The organism is Mesorhizobium sp. P2_D5, from assembly GCF_056404355.1.
Genome location: NZ_JBFUEE010000003.1, coordinates 247,668 through 262,341, shown reverse-complemented (window position 1 = coordinate 262,341; position 14,674 = coordinate 247,668). Strand labels below are relative to the sequence as shown.

General features: G+C 60.4%; 14 protein-coding genes and 1 pseudogene. 6 read left to right on the top strand and 9 right to left on the bottom strand.

Going from position 1 to position 14,674, the window contains the following annotated elements:
* Positions 1-43: 43 nt before the first annotated feature.
* From AC1DYW_RS14410 to AC1DYW_RS14395, 4 genes are all read right to left on the bottom strand, one after another.
* Positions 44-1,078, bottom strand: coding sequence for a hypothetical protein (locus tag AC1DYW_RS14410; RefSeq protein WP_477226651.1), 1,035 nt, complete (start codon positions 1,076-1,078; stop codon positions 44-46).
* Positions 1,078-2,058: a hypothetical protein gene (locus AC1DYW_RS14405; RefSeq protein WP_477226650.1), complete on the bottom strand. Its 981-nt coding sequence runs from the start codon at positions 2,056-2,058 to the stop codon at positions 1,078-1,080. Before AC1DYW_RS14405 ends, AC1DYW_RS14410 begins: the two co-directional genes overlap by 1 nt.
* Before the next feature lie 144 nt (positions 2,059-2,202).
* The gene (locus AC1DYW_RS14400) at positions 2,203-2,355 is read right to left on the bottom strand and encodes a hypothetical protein (RefSeq protein WP_167392362.1); all 153 of its coding nucleotides are present in this window, start codon (positions 2,353-2,355) and stop codon (positions 2,203-2,205) included.
* A gap of 252 nt (positions 2,356-2,607) precedes the next feature.
* Positions 2,608-3,516 (bottom strand): LysR family transcriptional regulator, encoded by a 909-nt coding sequence (locus AC1DYW_RS14395; RefSeq protein WP_457151667.1) that lies wholly within the window; start codon positions 3,514-3,516, stop codon positions 2,608-2,610.
* 112 nt (positions 3,517-3,628) lie between these two features.
* On the opposite strand from AC1DYW_RS14395, the gene AC1DYW_RS14390 reads away from it, so the two are divergent.
* Together AC1DYW_RS14390 and AC1DYW_RS14385 are read left to right on the top strand one after the other, a co-directional pair.
* Complete coding sequence (locus tag AC1DYW_RS14390; RefSeq protein WP_457151666.1) at positions 3,629-4,843, top strand: MFS transporter; 1,215 nt, start codon at positions 3,629-3,631, stop codon at positions 4,841-4,843.
* A gap of 62 nt (positions 4,844-4,905) precedes the next feature.
* The gene (locus tag AC1DYW_RS14385; protein ID WP_457151665.1) at positions 4,906-5,598 is read left to right on the top strand and encodes a DUF2270 domain-containing protein; all 693 of its coding nucleotides are present in this window, start codon (positions 4,906-4,908) and stop codon (positions 5,596-5,598) included.
* 108 nt (positions 5,599-5,706) lie between these two features.
* Here AC1DYW_RS14385 and AC1DYW_RS14380 read toward each other — a convergent pair whose 3' ends face one another.
* Positions 5,707-5,850 (bottom strand): hypothetical protein, encoded by a 144-nt coding sequence (locus tag AC1DYW_RS14380; RefSeq protein ID WP_095091124.1) that lies wholly within the window; start codon positions 5,848-5,850, stop codon positions 5,707-5,709.
* 33 nt (positions 5,851-5,883) lie between these two features.
* Between AC1DYW_RS14380 and AC1DYW_RS14375 the strand changes: the two genes are divergently transcribed.
* Positions 5,884-6,156 carry a hypothetical protein gene (locus AC1DYW_RS14375; RefSeq protein WP_477226649.1) on the top strand — a complete coding sequence of 91 codons (273 nt, stop codon included), beginning with the start codon at positions 5,884-5,886 and terminating at the stop codon, positions 6,154-6,156.
* On the opposite strand, the gene AC1DYW_RS14370 is transcribed toward AC1DYW_RS14375, so the two are convergent.
* The 3 genes from AC1DYW_RS14370 to AC1DYW_RS14360 form a co-directional block, all read right to left on the bottom strand.
* The gene (locus AC1DYW_RS14370) at positions 6,157-9,240 is read right to left on the bottom strand and encodes an ATP-binding protein (protein ID WP_477226648.1); all 3,084 of its coding nucleotides are present in this window, start codon (positions 9,238-9,240) and stop codon (positions 6,157-6,159) included.
* 97 nt (positions 9,241-9,337) lie between these two features.
* Positions 9,338-11,302, bottom strand: a complete 1,965-nt coding sequence (locus AC1DYW_RS14365) for a hypothetical protein (protein ID WP_477226647.1) — start codon at positions 11,300-11,302, stop codon at positions 9,338-9,340.
* Between the two features lie 48 nt (positions 11,303-11,350).
* Positions 11,351-11,974 carry a nuclear transport factor 2 family protein gene (locus AC1DYW_RS14360; protein WP_477226646.1) on the bottom strand — a complete coding sequence of 208 codons (624 nt, stop codon included), beginning with the start codon at positions 11,972-11,974 and terminating at the stop codon, positions 11,351-11,353.
* Between the two features lie 276 nt (positions 11,975-12,250).
* On the opposite strand from AC1DYW_RS14360, the gene AC1DYW_RS14355 reads away from it, so the two are divergent.
* A complete protein-coding gene (locus tag AC1DYW_RS14355) occupies positions 12,251-13,315 on the top strand; it encodes a M35 family metallo-endopeptidase (RefSeq protein ID WP_477226645.1) in 1,065 nt (354 codons plus the stop codon).
* A 117-nt stretch (positions 13,316-13,432) separates the two neighbouring features.
* Positions 13,433-13,510 (top strand): annotated as a pseudogene (locus tag AC1DYW_RS14350) (IS5/IS1182 family transposase); the annotation flags it as partial.
* 12 nt (positions 13,511-13,522) lie between these two features.
* Here AC1DYW_RS14350 and AC1DYW_RS14345 read toward each other — a convergent pair.
* Positions 13,523-13,804 carry a hypothetical protein gene (locus AC1DYW_RS14345; RefSeq protein WP_477226644.1) on the bottom strand — a complete coding sequence of 94 codons (282 nt, stop codon included), beginning with the start codon at positions 13,802-13,804 and terminating at the stop codon, positions 13,523-13,525.
* Between the two features lie 546 nt (positions 13,805-14,350).
* Here AC1DYW_RS14345 and AC1DYW_RS14340 point away from each other — a divergent pair.
* Complete coding sequence (locus AC1DYW_RS14340) at positions 14,351-14,638, top strand: hypothetical protein (protein WP_095091117.1); 288 nt, start codon at positions 14,351-14,353, stop codon at positions 14,636-14,638.
* Positions 14,639-14,674 lie beyond the last annotated feature (36 nt).

The following is a 14,674-nucleotide window of genomic DNA, read 5'->3' as shown; positions in this document are numbered from 1 at the left end:
CGACCGCACCCAGAAGCTCCTCGGCGTCGTCGCCTGCAACGACCTAGTGCGGCGGATGATCCGGCCGGTCGTTGCAGCCGTCGACATAGGGATGGACCGACCATTTGGAGCCGGGTCGCGCCTGCTCACTTTTGGTGAGCGGATCCTGGGATTGCGCGTAGCCATCCTGGTAGCCGCGAATGATCCCGTCGATATCGGGGGGCCAGTCACCGTCCCACGGCCCTCCCAGGATCTGCGCCTGTTGGACCGGATGCAGTTCGTTGTGGCCTTCATGAAAGCTGTCGTGGATATGTCCGGCGTCATAGACCCATCGGCCGGTCACACCCAGGATTGTCGCTCCGGTTCCATCGCCCTTGTTGACCTCGATGCTGGGCAGGCCGGCATCGCTCGGGCTGGCCGTGTCCGAACTGCTGAAGGCCGCGCCAAGCAGCGCGGCAAGCAAGGCGAGAAGCGCCAGGATGTAGGCAACGACCACGCCGACGCCCGACATGCAGAGTGCTAGCGCCGTCAGGGCTGCGATCAGCGCGAGGATGTTGACGGTCTGCAGGTCGTGGATCGACGCGCCCTCGAACTCCACGTGCAGTGCCTCTGATTTTACCCCGGTCGCCTTGTCCTCCGCCGGATTCCCGGTGAACAGCAAGCCGTGCGAGGAGGTGGTGGCGGTTTCAGCCATCAGATAGCCGAACGGAACGCTGGCGCCGGCAACGGCTTGGCTGACGCCGACGGGGTTGTTCGGCAGCAGCAGGTTAAGGCTGTAGTCGGAGTCCAGGCTTCCGGGCCATGTCTTCTCCGACGGCGGCTCGATGCTGATGACCATGCCGACGACGCTGACCGGGCTCTTGTCGCCGAGACAAACCAGCCGGTTGTTGAGCCACCAGTCGCAATAGGCGAGAATCCAGACAATCCCGGTCACCACAAGCGCAATCGGCAAGCACCACGGCTCGCCCATCGCGATCAGCACCACAGCCATGACGGCCGCGAATATGCCGCTGGTGATCGCCGCGCTGATGTACTGGTTGACCGAGATCACCTTGTCCGCGGTCGTGCACGTGGTCCAGGATTTGTCGTCGGTGGCCATCACGGCTCCACTCTGCTGAGGACAGTCAAGGTGACGCCGCCGCTGGCGTGCTCACCCTCGTCGAACGCATTCAAATTGAGGGCTTGCCGGCCGGTCCAGCCGTTCGGCGGGGTGGCGACCGCGGTGATCGTCACCTGTTCGCCCGGCGCCAGCGACGGCTGGTCAGGCGAAATCTCGACCTTCCATCCGGGCGGCAGCGGATGAACCGCCGGCAAATGTGCTGCCAGCCGGCGCTTTTGCTCGGCCTTGACGGACTCCTCGGTCGGTTGCCGGTCGTCACGACAGGGGTTGAGCGGCGGAATGGTGTAGGCGTCGACGGTGAAGCGATACCGGTGCGGCCGGCGGGTGGCGTTGCGCAGCTCGAATTGAAATGTCGCCGGCGACTGCGCCAGCCCAATGTCGGTGTTTTTCTGTCCGAGATTGTTGGCGAAGTTGGCATCGTCGGCCGGGTCGAGCAAGGCCTGCAGGCAATAGTGACCTGCTTCCCGGGGCGTATGCCAGTCGAAGGAGACGAACCCGGGCTGGCTGGCGGATCCGATCACCCCCACCGAGACCGGCCGGGTGTCTATCGGGTTCGACACGGTTCCGATGCCGAACGACAGATAGGACAGATGAACCGGCATCTTGACGACGACGGCATCCTTGGAGGCGTTCCAGACGCGGACGCGCACCTCGTAGTCGGTGTCAGCCTGCAACTTGCCGGCGGGAACGGGCACCCCACCCTTGCGCACCTCGATGTCGGGATTGTCCCAGGTCACCGCGAGGCCAAGGCCGATCAGATAGTATTGATCGTAGATCAGCGGATCGGGCCGGCAGAATGCGGGATGGTCGATCGGCACGCAATGTGCCCGGGACCCCTTCTGGTCGACCCGACGGTCACCCCCCAGCCGCCACCGGCGACAGAAGCGGTGAGCCATCTCGATCAGCGCTGGAATCCAGGCGGAGAACAGTGCTCGCAGGATTGCCGCTATTCCACGCATCGACTCCCTTTCTGAAGCTAACGCAGGGCAACGCCTGATTAACGACGGGATTCGCGCGGCAACAGCGCTTTGGACTGGTTGGACGACTGGTGCCGCTTGTAACTCTGGTCAGACGAATAAAGCGGAACTTGAACGGTACGCTGGCTATTTCCGCGCGAAGAAACCGCGCGCGAACTGTACGATGCGCTTGTGAAAGACGAGCGCCAATATTGCGACAACGGCAAGTATGTAGAGAGCTTCGGTCGATCCGTCGCCGCCGTCAGGTGAAATACCTAACCACCTCTCGATGAAATCCATGTACAGATTCCCCCGTGCGAACTTTTGAGCGTGATCCAGCATAGCTCTTCATCTTGGCCCAGTGTCAAGCAATGAATCATTGCCGTCTCGGACGAATCCGACAAAGAACCATTTGCCAGCATGACCTGCGGCAATCGACATGTTGTCTAAAGATTGCCTAAAAATTGTGCCGGCTTATTGATGTACGTCTGAAGAAAATCTTTGTATCTCAATCATTTCAGGGTCGTTTTTGCAAATTGTGGTCCACCCGCACTACGACACCAGGGGCATCGGCACCTCAAGCCCTTCGATCAGCGCGTCGCGAAACAGCGCGATGGGTCGGCCGAGCCGACCGGCCGGCGGGCGATGCAGCAGCCAGGCGCGCACCTGCGGCTTGAAGTCCAGACAGTCGATGACCTCGACCGCGTCACGCCACCGGCTGTCGGCGAAGGCACCCGGCGTGACGATACCGATGCCGTGGCCGCGCGCCACCAGCGACATTCTGAGGTCGACGCTGAGCGCCTCCACCCCGACCTGGAACGGCAGCCTTGCGCCCTCGAAACTCTGGCGGATGAAGGCGCGAAACCCGCAGCCGTTTTCGTTCATCACCCAGGGGAAGCGAGACAGCGACGCAAGGTCGGCGGGCCGCGGCACGCCAAGGCCGCGCGACGCTACCAGCAGCACCGACTGCAGGCCGAGATCGTCCTGGACCAGTTCGTCCGGCGGCGCCACGCCCTCGGCGAGGCACACCGCGACCGCGTCAAGCTCGCTGCGCGCCACCTGCTCCACCAGTCTCGGCGACCAGCCGGAGGTGATGCGCAGCGTCAACTGCGGAAAGGCCGCGCGCAGGCTGTCGAGCGGCAGCGCCAGCGCGGCATCCGAGAGATAGGGCATGATGCCCAGCCGGAACTCGCCCCTGACCTCGCCTTGCGGCGACACCCCAGCCTTGAGATCTTCGAGCGAGCGCAGCACACGGCGGCCATGCTCATAGGCCTCGCGGCCGGTGGCGGTCGGCTTCAGCGGCTTCGACTGGCGGTCGAGCAGCGCCGTCGCCAGCCCGTCTTCCAGATTCTGGATGCGGCGCGTCACGCCCGGCTGGGTGAGGTTGAGCCTGGCCGAGGCACCGACGATCGAGCCGGTTTCGACCACGGCAATGAAAGCTTCGAGATCATGGATGTTCATGCGCTCCTCGCATAATCATTATCGAATTGATTCAATTGTAGCATGATAATGCTTCGGCATAAAGTCTTCCCACGATATGCAGTTTGCTGAGGACCCAATGCCTGATACGCCAATGCCTAAGACGGTTGATGAGGTGGCCGGGCCGGCCGCGACCATAACCGGCCCGCAGACACTGCTCTTTGCCACCGCGGTCGGCATCATCGTCACCAATCTGTTCGCCCCGCAGACGCTGGTCGGCCTGATCGGGCCATCGCTCGGCACCAGTGTGGCAAGCGCCGGCCTCGTCGCGATGGCCACCCTGCTCGGCTACGCCGCCGGCCTGTTCTTTCTGGTGCCGCTTGCCGACCTCTCGGAAAACAGCATCCTGATCCTGCGCATGCTGATCGCGGCGGCCCTGGCGGCCGGCGTCGCCGCACTGGTGCCCACCGCCGCCGCGCTGCTGATCGTCCTGTTCATCCTCGGTGCTGCCTGCTCGGCCATCCAGATCCTGGTGCCGATCGCCGCCTCGATGGCTCCGCCCGGACAGGATGGCCGCGTCATAGGCGATGTCATGAGCGGGTTGATGGTTGGCATCCTGCTGGCACGCCCGTTGGCCAGCCTGATCGCCGATGCCTGGGGTTGGCGCGCCTTCTACGGCCTCAGCGCCGCGGCCCTCGTCATGCTCGCCTGCGTGCTCGCCTTCACCCTGCCGCGGCGGCGGCCGACGGCGAGATCGTCCTATGGCATGCTGATCGCCTCGCTGCTCCACCTGCTGCGCGACGAGCCGGTGCTGCGGCGACGGGCGCTGACGGCGGCCCTGGTGATGGCAGCGTTCAGCCTGTTCTGGACGGCGGTGGCGTTGCGCCTGGCTTTGCCGCCCTTCGATCTCGGCCAGCGCGGCATTGCGCTGTTCGCGCTGGTCGGCGCCGGCGGCGCGCTGGTGACGCCGTTGTTCGGCCGCGCCGGCGATCGCGGCTGGACGCGTTCCGCCACCATCGCCTGCCACCTCTTGCTGGTCGGCTCGATGGCGCTCGCGGCGTGGTCCGGCTCCGTCCAGGTGGAAGCCCCATGGGGACCTTTGATGCCGATGGGTATCGGCGCCGTGTTGCTCGACATCGGCGTCACCGGCGACCAGACGCTTGGCCGCCGCGCCATCAACCTGCTGCAGCCCAGGGCGCGCGGCCGCCTCAACGGTCTGTTCGTCGGCATCTTCTTCATTGGTGGCGCCATCGGTTCGATGCTGGCCGGCATCGCCTGGACCTGGGGCGGATGGCCAGCGGTCTGCGCCATCGCCGCCGCCTTCGGTCTCGCCGCCCTCCTGGTCGACTGGATCGGCGGGACCGAGTAACCGAGTGACCGACAGGGAACAATGTTGCCGGCAAAGTGTTCTAGTCCTTGCCGGAGGATGTCATGAACGATGCGTCGGCAAAACCCACGGGCCTCGTCCTTTCATCGACGGAGCGCGTGAACACGCTGTCGCATTTTCACCGCGCCGAGATCGCCCGCATGGCGGGATGGCGCGACCGGCTCGACCGGACGACGAACTGGGCGATCACTGTGGTGGCGGCGCTGCTTTCGGTATCGCTGTCCACGGCCAGTGCGCATCACGGCGTGCTGCTGTTCGCCATGCTGCTGATCCTGCTTTTGCTGTGGATCGAGGCGCGCCGCTATCGGTTCTTCGACTTCTACCGGGCTCGCGTGCGGCAGTTCGAACGTCATTATTTCGCGCAGATCTTTTCCCCGCAGCCCGATTTTGCGTCTGACTGGCTGCTCATCGTCGGCGAAGGCCTGCGCGCGCCGAAGTTCCTGCTGTCGCAGCGCGCTGCGCTGGCGCGACGCCTGCGGCGAAACTACATCTACCTGTTCCTGATCCTGCTGTTGGCCTGGGTGGTCAAGATATCGACCCCCAGCCTTCAGACCGTGGGCCTCAAGACCGGGTTTGTCGGTTCGCTTCGTGAGGCCGTCGAAAGCGCCGCCCTTGGCCCCATTCCCGGTGTCGTTATCGTGGTCGTCGTGGCGGCATTCTATGCCTGGCTGCTCGCCATCGTCTTTTTCGCAGCCCGCGACGACGGCGAACTTTCCTTCGGCGACGTCCACGTCTGACGCCGAACTCTGGCGACCGGCGGCTGCAGCGCGAATGCCGGCCGGCGCGTTGTTCTGGTCAGTTCGCTGAGGCGTTTGAGTGCGCCAAGCCGGGCAGCGGCAAGCCCGCTAGATGCCGAAGAATTGCCTGCCGATCATGTAGCCCAGCGCCGCCGCGACCAGCGGAAACAGCGTCGGCGCGACCTTGCCAAGAAGGGAGACCTGCTGGGCCTTCGCCGGCGTGTGGCGTGCATTGCCGAGATTCTTGGTCATTGCTTGCCTTAGGTTTGAACGATTCATTAGCAAATGCTGATTAACATCATGGCCGCATTAACGGCCTGCAAAGAAATTAGATCAAATAGCCGACCATTCCTGCCGCCGCACAACGGCGCCGCCGGCACGGCGGTGGCGTCACCCGTGACATTAGCCTGCGGATTTGGTTCAAGCGCGCATTTCTCAATCGCGAGCCGTCGTATGCGGTCGAGGGCAGCTGTTCCGCTCTCGACCCATGATTACAATTTTCGCGACGAAAAGAAGCCTCTCGTCGAGATTGCCGGCACAGACGTGATGCACTGCTGATTACTCCACATCTTCTGCGGTGAACCAATCGTTGACCTCCCGCAATTCCGCACGAGCCTCTTCGAACCGACCCTGTGACCGCAAAAGCTTCGCCAGACTGTTGGTCGCCTGCAACTCCCAACTCCTGGCGTCCTGCTGCCTGGCAAAGGCGATCGCCTCGCGGAAAGAAGCCTCCGCCGCTCTGTCTCCTGCTCCATTTGCAAGTTCGATCTCACCGCGAATGCGCAGCAAGGCGGCTGTAAAGTAGTGCTCGCCAATCTTTTCGGCTTCGCGCAGACCTTTCTCAACGGTCACTGCCGCTATACTGAATTGCCCGGAATTCATGAAAGCCTTGGCCAGCAAGCCTAAATAACACGATTTGTCGACCTCCTCATCTTCAAGATCACTCTCGGTCAATGCCATCATATGGCTACCCACCAGACTGTCATCGAGGCTCGATGCAGCCAGGCCGCCAAAAAAGCGCGCCACCCTTGCCCAGAGATTGAAACCGTTTTCCTGCGCCAGCGGCAGGAGTTCATCCGCCAGTCGAGCGATCGAACTGCTCTCCTCGCGGAAGGCGAACAACACGCACCCGTTTCCCAGGCAGGCGGCCAGACGATAGGCGGACTGCTGCCGAACGGTCGCCTCCGCCTCGAGGTAGAGTTTCAGCGCTTGGCTGCGATATCCCAGAATATGCAAGGTCCAGGAAAGGTAGATCATGGCCATGCTCGGAAAGTCGCTGCCGACCTTGTCTGCGCTGTCCTTGTGGCTGAGAGCGCGCTCAAGATATTGCCGGGCCGCCACCAACTCGCCCTGAGAGAACAGACTCATCCCCTTGAACTGCAGACCTATGACGAGCGCGTTTAGGTAACCGCCCTCCTCGCCGACCCGAATTAACTCATCACTGGCCGCGAGGGCCTTACCGAACTGACCTGAGTTGAAATGGGTACCGAAAAGCCCGTCGAGCGCCCTGATCGTCGATTCCGGCTCGCCAAGCTTCCCGCTCAGTTCTATGGCCCGCTGATATGCCGCACTGCCCTCGCCCGTCACGTAGCCTAGCGCAGCGTAGAGCACGTCGCCCAGCTCCAGTTCGAAGCGAAGCAGCCTGCGGCTACGATCGTCGGATTCGGGCAAGAGTTTCGCGGCTTCAAGCCCCTTCCTGAAGGTACGCACCGCGTCGACTTTTGCCCAAGTCTTGGCCGCCTTCAGCCCTGCCAGCAACCAGTAGTCAGCGGCGCGGTCGAACAGACCTGCGTCTGCGAAATGCTCAGCGAGCACTTCGGGATAGGCAAAAGCCGCGTTGTGGTCGCGCAGTTCGATACATTCGGCAATCAATCGGTGAATCTGCTGCGCGCGCTCGTGCAGCATCGTGCCTCTGGCGGCCTGCTGCAGGAGCACGTGGGTGAACGAAAAGCCCGCGCCGGCTGTCCCCCGCTCGGCGACGATCAGCCCCGTGCGCACCAGGTCGCCAACCGCGGCGCGCAACTCCGCTTCGGGCCAATCGCAGATCTCGCGCAATATGTCGAAATCGAATTCGCGGCCGATCGCCGCTGCGATCTGCGCAATTTCCTTGGCGCGCCCCAGCCTGTCGAGGCGGGCAAGCAGCGAGAACTGCAGGGAGTTCGGAATGTTGGTCGTAGGTGACAGACGTTTCGGCTGCGATACGTCCAGCCGCAATCCTGTTTCGACCACGCTCCGCGTAAGCTCTTCGATATAGAGAGGGACGCCTTCACTGCGGTCGAGCACCACCGAAACATCAGCAGCGAGCGCATTCGGACTGATGTCATGGACAATCGCTTCGGCATCCTCGCGGCCGAGCGCTTCAAGCCTGATGTGATGCACGTCCGGCCCGTCGACCCACGGAACGCTTGAGTGGTTCCTGCTCGACACAAGCAACAGCGCAGGAGTCGAAGCCAGGCTGGCGACGATCTTGTGGAGAAGGTCGCGCGAGGTCGCGTCGGCCCATTGTTCATCTTCGAACAAGATCAGGATCGGGGTAGCACGCGCCAGATAACTGACCAAATCGATGAACGCTTGCTCGGCAATGTTGCGCTGTCGTTCGGCGCTTATCCCTTCAAGCCTGTCCGGCATAGTCGTCGGTAAGCCGAGCAGGCTTGAGAAGATCGCCAGCGCGACGTCGCTGGACACAGAACCTATTGACAATCCGTTGCTGAGCTTTCGCAGCTTTTCTTCCGTCGAGTCACCGTCCTCGATCGTTGCGATCCTCTGCAGCTCCGCGAGGAATGGATAAAGGGTGCTGTTCTCAAAGGTCGGAGAACATTGCATGGTCAGCTGCGGAAAGCTGCGCAGGCGCTGCTGGATCTCATTGAGCAACCGGGATTTACCGATTCCCGACTCCCCCGAGACCAACACCGCATTGCCGCGCCTGTCGCGCACGACGGTCTCCCAGCGCTCCATCAGCAGTCGCAATTCGGCATTGCGGCCGCACAGCTTGGTCATGCGCGCACGCTTTGCAAAGCGAGTCGGCACCATGCGCGCCCGTTGCACCTGCCAAACCTGGACTGGCTCGGCGAATCCCTTCAGCTCATGTTTGCCGAACGTGGTGAAATCAATCGCGCCGCTCGCGGCCTCGAAGGTCGCCGCGTCGACAAGGATCGTGTTCGGCTTGGTCAGGACCTGCAGCCGTGCCGCTAGATGCGCGACGTGGCCGAAGGCGACGGTGGACACGCCGCTCGGCGCGCCGACGAACTCCCCCACCACGACCTGGCCGCTCGCGATACCCACCCTCACTTGCAACGGATATCCCTGACTTGCCGAGATGGTGCCTACCGCATCGACGATCTCGAGTGCCGCTAGCACGGCGAACTCGCTGTCGTCCTCGCCAGCTATTGGATAACCGAAATAGGCTTGGACGGCGTCGCCGATATAGCTGGCCGTCACACCCTTGCGGCGGCGGATGACGCTGCTGCAGGTCTGCAGAAAGCTCTCGATCAGGCGTTGGAAGTCCTCGGGATCCAGGCGGTCGGCATATTCGGTTGACCCCACCATGTCGCAAAACAGAATGGTGAGATAACGCCGCTCTGCAACAGACTTCCCTGGGCTGCCGGGCAAAATCGGGCTAGCCAATGGAACCGGTGTGGTCACGGCTCTGGGACCCTCCTTGGTGCGGCGACCATGTAGCACCAGTCATGTTATCGCAAATCCCGGCGCTCATCAGCCGCTTTCGATCGCGTCGAGTGGATCATCGCAGCTCGTCGCACTGAACGTCGGCGTAGATCAAATGATCTGCCGAGCCAAATGCCGCTTCGCTCTGGTCGAAGCAGAACCGTTTGGGCACCAAGCGTATCAAGGTGCGTCGGTTGCACTCACCAGGCAGATCGACTTGGAAAGTGCGCGGCGACATCGACGGCGTCGGATCGCTCCATTTCGTGTGACCGGCAAACGAAACGTTCTCAACCAACAAGCTGGAACCGGCTGCGCTGACCGAACCGGAGATGGCCTCGGCGTTGGTACCCTTTGCCTGTTCGATGCTGGGATAGTCGCCGCCTTGTGGCGGTTCCCCATTTGCCGGAATCGCGTCCGTCCTGACGGCCACATTGATCCTGATATCGTCGCGCTCCGGAACACCACCGTAGCTGTTGCGAAAGGTCCAGCTTACGCGAAGGACACGCGTCTTCGCCTCCTCTCCGGGCGGCCGAGGCAACACCTGAAGCGTGGCATCGGCGAGCGAAGAGCCTTCATCCTCCGCCTCTGGCGCCGGGCAGCTAGTGTAGAGTGGGCGGTAGCCACATTCGGAGCCACCGGCTCCCCATAAACAGTCGCTCAGCTTCCGCCAGTCCTCTGAGCTCAGTCGCGGCGCGCGGGAGGACAGGTCATTGCCGGACCCCGGCAACATCCAGGGATGGACGCCACCGCTGCCGGCCGCCCAGTCCGTCCGGTGTGCGGCGATCCCTGCGTAGATGATCTCTTCCTCGCGCAGCTCGAGCAATTGGACCCAGGTTGGCGACGTAACCGTCGGCTCATGCCCCACTGCGTCCGCGGCAAAACGGCGGCCCGTGATTTGTGTGGTAAGCGTGTGGCAGCTTGTGCAGTTGCCCGTTGGATCGTCGACCGTCCTGGCATGGCGAAGTTCATTGGGGTAGGTGCTGGTGTAGCCGGAGCCGACCACGCGGAACGGCGCGCCCGGCAACCGCGGCCGATGCGGTAGAAAATCTCCCAGGCTGAAGGCGGTCGATTTGGGATCGTCGGCTGAACGGAACCCTACCCTGCTCTGTGCAATGTGCGGATCGATCACATAGGGGCTTTTGTTGTCATGGCATGCATGGCACGAGATCTTGAACGTCGAATCATAGATTTTCTCCGCCGCAGTCCTTCCGACATTATCCGAATAGTTTCGCCCGCCTGGCGGAACGAAGGGCTTTGACCAGTCGAACACGCTCTGGTCCTTGCGGCCGTCGAAGAAGATAATTTCTCCGGATTTCCGATTGAACCCGATGGTGCCGAAGACAGAAAATCTCGGATCCGATCGCGTCCAGTAGGGATCGGTGCTGACCTCCTGGCTGATATTGGATTTTCTGCAGAGGAACAGCCATTCAACGTTGCCGCGCACGACCCTTACGACACGTGAGTTCAGCCCACAGTAGGTCGTGCTGCCAGTCAGCGAAGGCTTGTCGCATTTGGGCAATGTCGCCGTCCATTTCACCACCTCTCCGTTTTCGTTCCTGTGCTCGAACTCCAGCGGAGAACCTGGTTTTGTCGGATTGGGCTTGAGGTCGACGACATTGCCATCAACTTCCAGTGGGATGACCTTCATTTGTGGGCTGTCGCAATCGCCGTCGGGAATAGGACCGAACACCGCCCGCGCTTCATCGCCAGACCTGGTTATGACGTCGGTGCTCTTTGAGGCTGGCGCCCAAAAGATGTCAGGGTTCCATCGCGTAACGGCTTCGGCAAACGACTTCCCATCGAGTTCAGCCGGAGCGAAATCGACGCCGCGAGGTCGCAGCAGCTTGACAGCGGAACCGCGCGGCAATTGTGACACCGCGCAGCCGCTCGCCTTGCTGCAAACCACGTCGGCCTGATCGGAGCCTTGCCTCTCGCCGGCTCGCGGCGTCGATACAAAAGCTGCATGTCGAAGCCCGATCGTCCCGGACAGCAGGAGAAGCGCAATGCCGAGGACAGCAGCGATCAGCGCAACGGCACGCATTTCAGCCCACTGGAGCGTGCCAGTGAACCCATAGCCGATCTTTGGGCGTCATCGCTTCTTGGCTGCGACAGAGCCAGCAGCATAGTCGGCGTGGACAGTAAGCGATTGAAATCGCCAGATGTCGTCGTCGCCCTTTACAAAAGAGGCCCGGGCATCCGCCGAATAGTCAAGAACCGGTGCCGGAGAGTGGGAGTCCTGCAGAGTGACCAGGACTATCGATTTGGTATTCACTGTCTTACCATCAACCACATCGAACAAGGTGTTGGTCACGAGATGCCGGGTCTGGAGCTTATCTGTTTCCAGTTTCTTAACTATTATTTTCATCTGCTCAAGAAGATCGTCTGGCGACTCCGAACCAAGGTCGAGTGTCAACTTGAGGATACTGCTGCTTGTACTGCAAATCTCGTAGTAAGACGATTGCGGTTTCGCAAAGAGGGCGGTGAACGCGGCTGCATTTCTTTCGTCGATCGTCCAGGCATAGCGGGACAAAAGATCTTGAATTGCTTGACGATCTTCGGCCGGAGGATTCTCGAGATTCCAACCGGGAGTAGCCTCTGTTCCGCAGGAATCAGCTGAAGCAGTGCCGCTGAAAGCAAAACAGAACCCGAAAACCAGGGCAAAAAACCTCAAAATCGCGCAGCTGGTTATTATGCCTTTCCGACGCTCGCTCATGATGGCCCCCTCTTATGGAGCTTGATGGAAAAGTACCCATTCATCTTATACCACCCCAAAGAAGGTGTCAGCCGAAATCGATGGCATACGAGGCCACGGACATGATTTCGTGTTCCTGTTTTTTTGAATTTGCGGTAAGTTGCAATGCCCGGCCTGCAGCAATTTCATTCCTAACTTGCAAGGTAGGCCGTGGGCGTTTCCGGTATGTTATCGCAAACTAAAAACTCACTTAGACGAAGCAATAGAGTCTAATCGTGGTTATATAGGAGCATAAAAATGCCGAGTATTGTTCGAAATATTGTATTGGCACTTTCGTGTTTTTTTAGCGTTGTGCCTTTGGCGTTTGCGCAGCAAAATCAGGAAATTGAGATAGTTCTGCAATCGCGCCTGCCTTCTTATGGAAACGATACCCCCCTAATTATTGACTTTACTCTCACGAACCGATCAGGCAGCCCGATCAGGGTGCTCAGGTGGACCACGCCAATCAACGGCGTCTCCGGCGAAATATTTTCAGTGACGAGAGGGTCGCAGCCAATTCAGTATATCGGCCGTTTGGTGAAGCGAGGAGAACCGACTGAGGCTGATTTTATCAATATTGAACCCGGACAATCGATTTCGGTGCCCGTCGATCTGTCATTGTACTACGCCATCTATGAAGCAGGGAACTATGCGGTTACCTACGATACAGAGGGAGTGGGTCTGCTGATTGGCCGTCCAGGTGCCCTGAGACGGGCAGCAGTTTTGAGCAACGCCGCCACGTTCAGGCTTCTGTCAGGTCGGATTCCTCCGGAACGGATACCGCTCTCGGCTCCCAAATTCGACCAGTGTGACAGCCCTCAACAGGATGATATTGGCGCTGCGCTGGCGGAAGCAAATAACATAGCATCGGCTGCCCTGCAGGTTTTGCAGGCCACGCCCTCGGCCCAGCAACCGAATTCCCAACGATATCTGACATGGTTTGGGGCGCATACCGTAGGACTGTACGCAAAGGCCACTGGAAATTTCTCGAAGATTACGGATGCTCTTGCAAACAAAGCAATATCGTTTGGATGCCACGGCAGCGACTGCGAATCGGGAGACTATGCATATGTGTACCGTAATCAACCTTACAGTATCTTTGTTTGTCCAAAGTTCTGGCTAGCCGCTCTGAAAGGAACGGATTCAAGGTCTGGAACGATTATACATGAAATAAGTCACTTTTTCATCGTCGCATCAACAAACGACTATGTCTATGGTCAGGATGCCGCTAAGGTACTCGCGGCCGAAAACCCGCCTAGAGCCACATCAAACGCTGATAATCACGAATACTTTGCTGAGAATAGCCCGGAGCTTCCGATGTGAGGAACACCACACGCTACTGATCTAGGCCGTGAACCCATAAACCGGGAAATGGTCGAGATTGGCGAATTGTGGAATGTCGGCTATCGGCCCGCGGGTTGGGCGAAAGCGATCTCGCCGCCACGCGTCGATGATCGGCGCGTGCTGAATGGAATTTTCTGGGTCCTGCGCTCCGGCGCGCCGCGGCGCGACCTGCCGCTCTGGTCTTGATCAATGCGCCACGCCGTCGGATGCGTGCAGGAGTATCCAGGTCAAGCCGATGCGGCCGTCGAACTGGGATGCAAAATGTTCGGCGGCGATGTCTTCCAGGCCGTCATCGACAAGAGCTTCTATGCTTCGTCGCAGCAGCGCGAGTTGCATCTCGCGGGCGTGTGCAAGGTCTGCCTCTCTCATGATTTCCGTGACGTGGTAGGCGACAACGGGCTGGCCGAGGCAGGACGTGAGCGCGCTCGCTTCCGACGTCACTGCCGTAACTGCATCTTCGATTTTCATTCTGGCGCTCCTCATCAAACAAGATGCTGGCGCCTCCCTATGAGACGACGGTGTTCCGTCGTTCCTTTTCAATTTCGACTGTCGCGAGTGGCAGGTGTGCGCGAAAGGAGAATTACCTCTTGTTTCAGTCTCCCTGAGTAGCCTCGCTACCCAAATCAGTATGCTGCAAAATTGAATTAAAGGCGACCGGATAGTTAATCGATGGTTAATGGCGGCGTTCGCATCTCAGGCGTTCGCGCATGAAACATCGGGCAGGTCCGCCTTGCGCCTCTTTTCGGACATTGAGACCAGCGTTGCTGTGCGCTCAGAAACGGACTCTCGCGATCCAGAACCGCAGCTGGGTGGACCAGCAAGCGCGCCGACGAGCAGCCGAGCCGAGCAGCGGACGCTCTCGGCGGAAGAGTCTAACACCTGGGTCCCAAGCCAATTTCCGCCTGCTGCGCTCCACGTTATTGCAAGACGTTCAAATTTGAGCTTTCGCACTCATGCTTTGTCGAGAGTATCTCCTGTAGTCATTTAAACCTTCTGCGCCGTAAGGAGAACGCAATGACTCGCAATCACGTTGAACGTCTTGGAGAGTTCAGGGAAATCCTGGTCGCGACTCGACGCGAAGGAGTCCGTAACGTGCACCATACCCGCGACGCAATGCGGGCAAGTGGCTTTCAGATCGGGGACAGCGACGGCTCCAGCTACGGAGCCGAGTTGAAGGCGCTCCAAGAGGAAATTGAGGCAGTCGACCGCGCCATCGAAGACGAGAAGCGGTTGGCCTTGGCCCTCGAGAGCGCGGCTCAATCCCGCCGACCGACTAAACCGAGAATCGTGAAGGCAACATAGGGTCGGGTTCGGCCCTCGGCGCCCGTCGCGTCGATC

Bases quoted from the DNA above. Each gene is read 5' to 3' on its own strand.
- AC1DYW_RS14410 (WP_477226651.1), bottom strand. From the start codon at position 1,078: ATGGCCACCGACGACAAATCCTGGACCACGTGCACGACCGCGGACAAG.
- AC1DYW_RS14405 (WP_477226650.1), bottom strand. From the start codon at position 2,058: ATGCGTGGAATAGCGGCAATCCTGCGAGCACTGTTCTCCGCCTGGATT.
- AC1DYW_RS14400 (WP_167392362.1), bottom strand. From the start codon at position 2,355: ATGGATTTCATCGAGAGGTGGTTAGGTATTTCACCTGACGGCGGCGAC.
- AC1DYW_RS14395 (WP_457151667.1), bottom strand. From the start codon at position 3,516: ATGAACATCCATGATCTCGAAGCTTTCATTGCCGTGGTCGAAACCGGC.
- AC1DYW_RS14390 (WP_457151666.1), top strand. From the start codon at position 3,629: ATGCCTAAGACGGTTGATGAGGTGGCCGGGCCGGCCGCGACCATAACC.
- AC1DYW_RS14385 (WP_457151665.1), top strand. From the start codon at position 4,906: ATGAACGATGCGTCGGCAAAACCCACGGGCCTCGTCCTTTCATCGACG.
- AC1DYW_RS14380 (WP_095091124.1), bottom strand. From the start codon at position 5,850: ATGACCAAGAATCTCGGCAATGCACGCCACACGCCGGCGAAGGCCCAG.
- AC1DYW_RS14375 (WP_477226649.1), top strand. From the start codon at position 5,884: ATGCTGATTAACATCATGGCCGCATTAACGGCCTGCAAAGAAATTAGA.
- AC1DYW_RS14365 (WP_477226647.1), bottom strand. From the start codon at position 11,302: ATGCGTGCCGTTGCGCTGATCGCTGCTGTCCTCGGCATTGCGCTTCTC.
- AC1DYW_RS14360 (WP_477226646.1), bottom strand. From the start codon at position 11,974: ATGAGCGAGCGTCGGAAAGGCATAATAACCAGCTGCGCGATTTTGAGG.
- AC1DYW_RS14355 (WP_477226645.1), top strand. From the start codon at position 12,251: ATGCCGAGTATTGTTCGAAATATTGTATTGGCACTTTCGTGTTTTTTT.
- AC1DYW_RS14345 (WP_477226644.1), bottom strand. From the start codon at position 13,804: ATGAAAATCGAAGATGCAGTTACGGCAGTGACGTCGGAAGCGAGCGCG.
- AC1DYW_RS14340 (WP_095091117.1), top strand. From the start codon at position 14,351: ATGACTCGCAATCACGTTGAACGTCTTGGAGAGTTCAGGGAAATCCTG.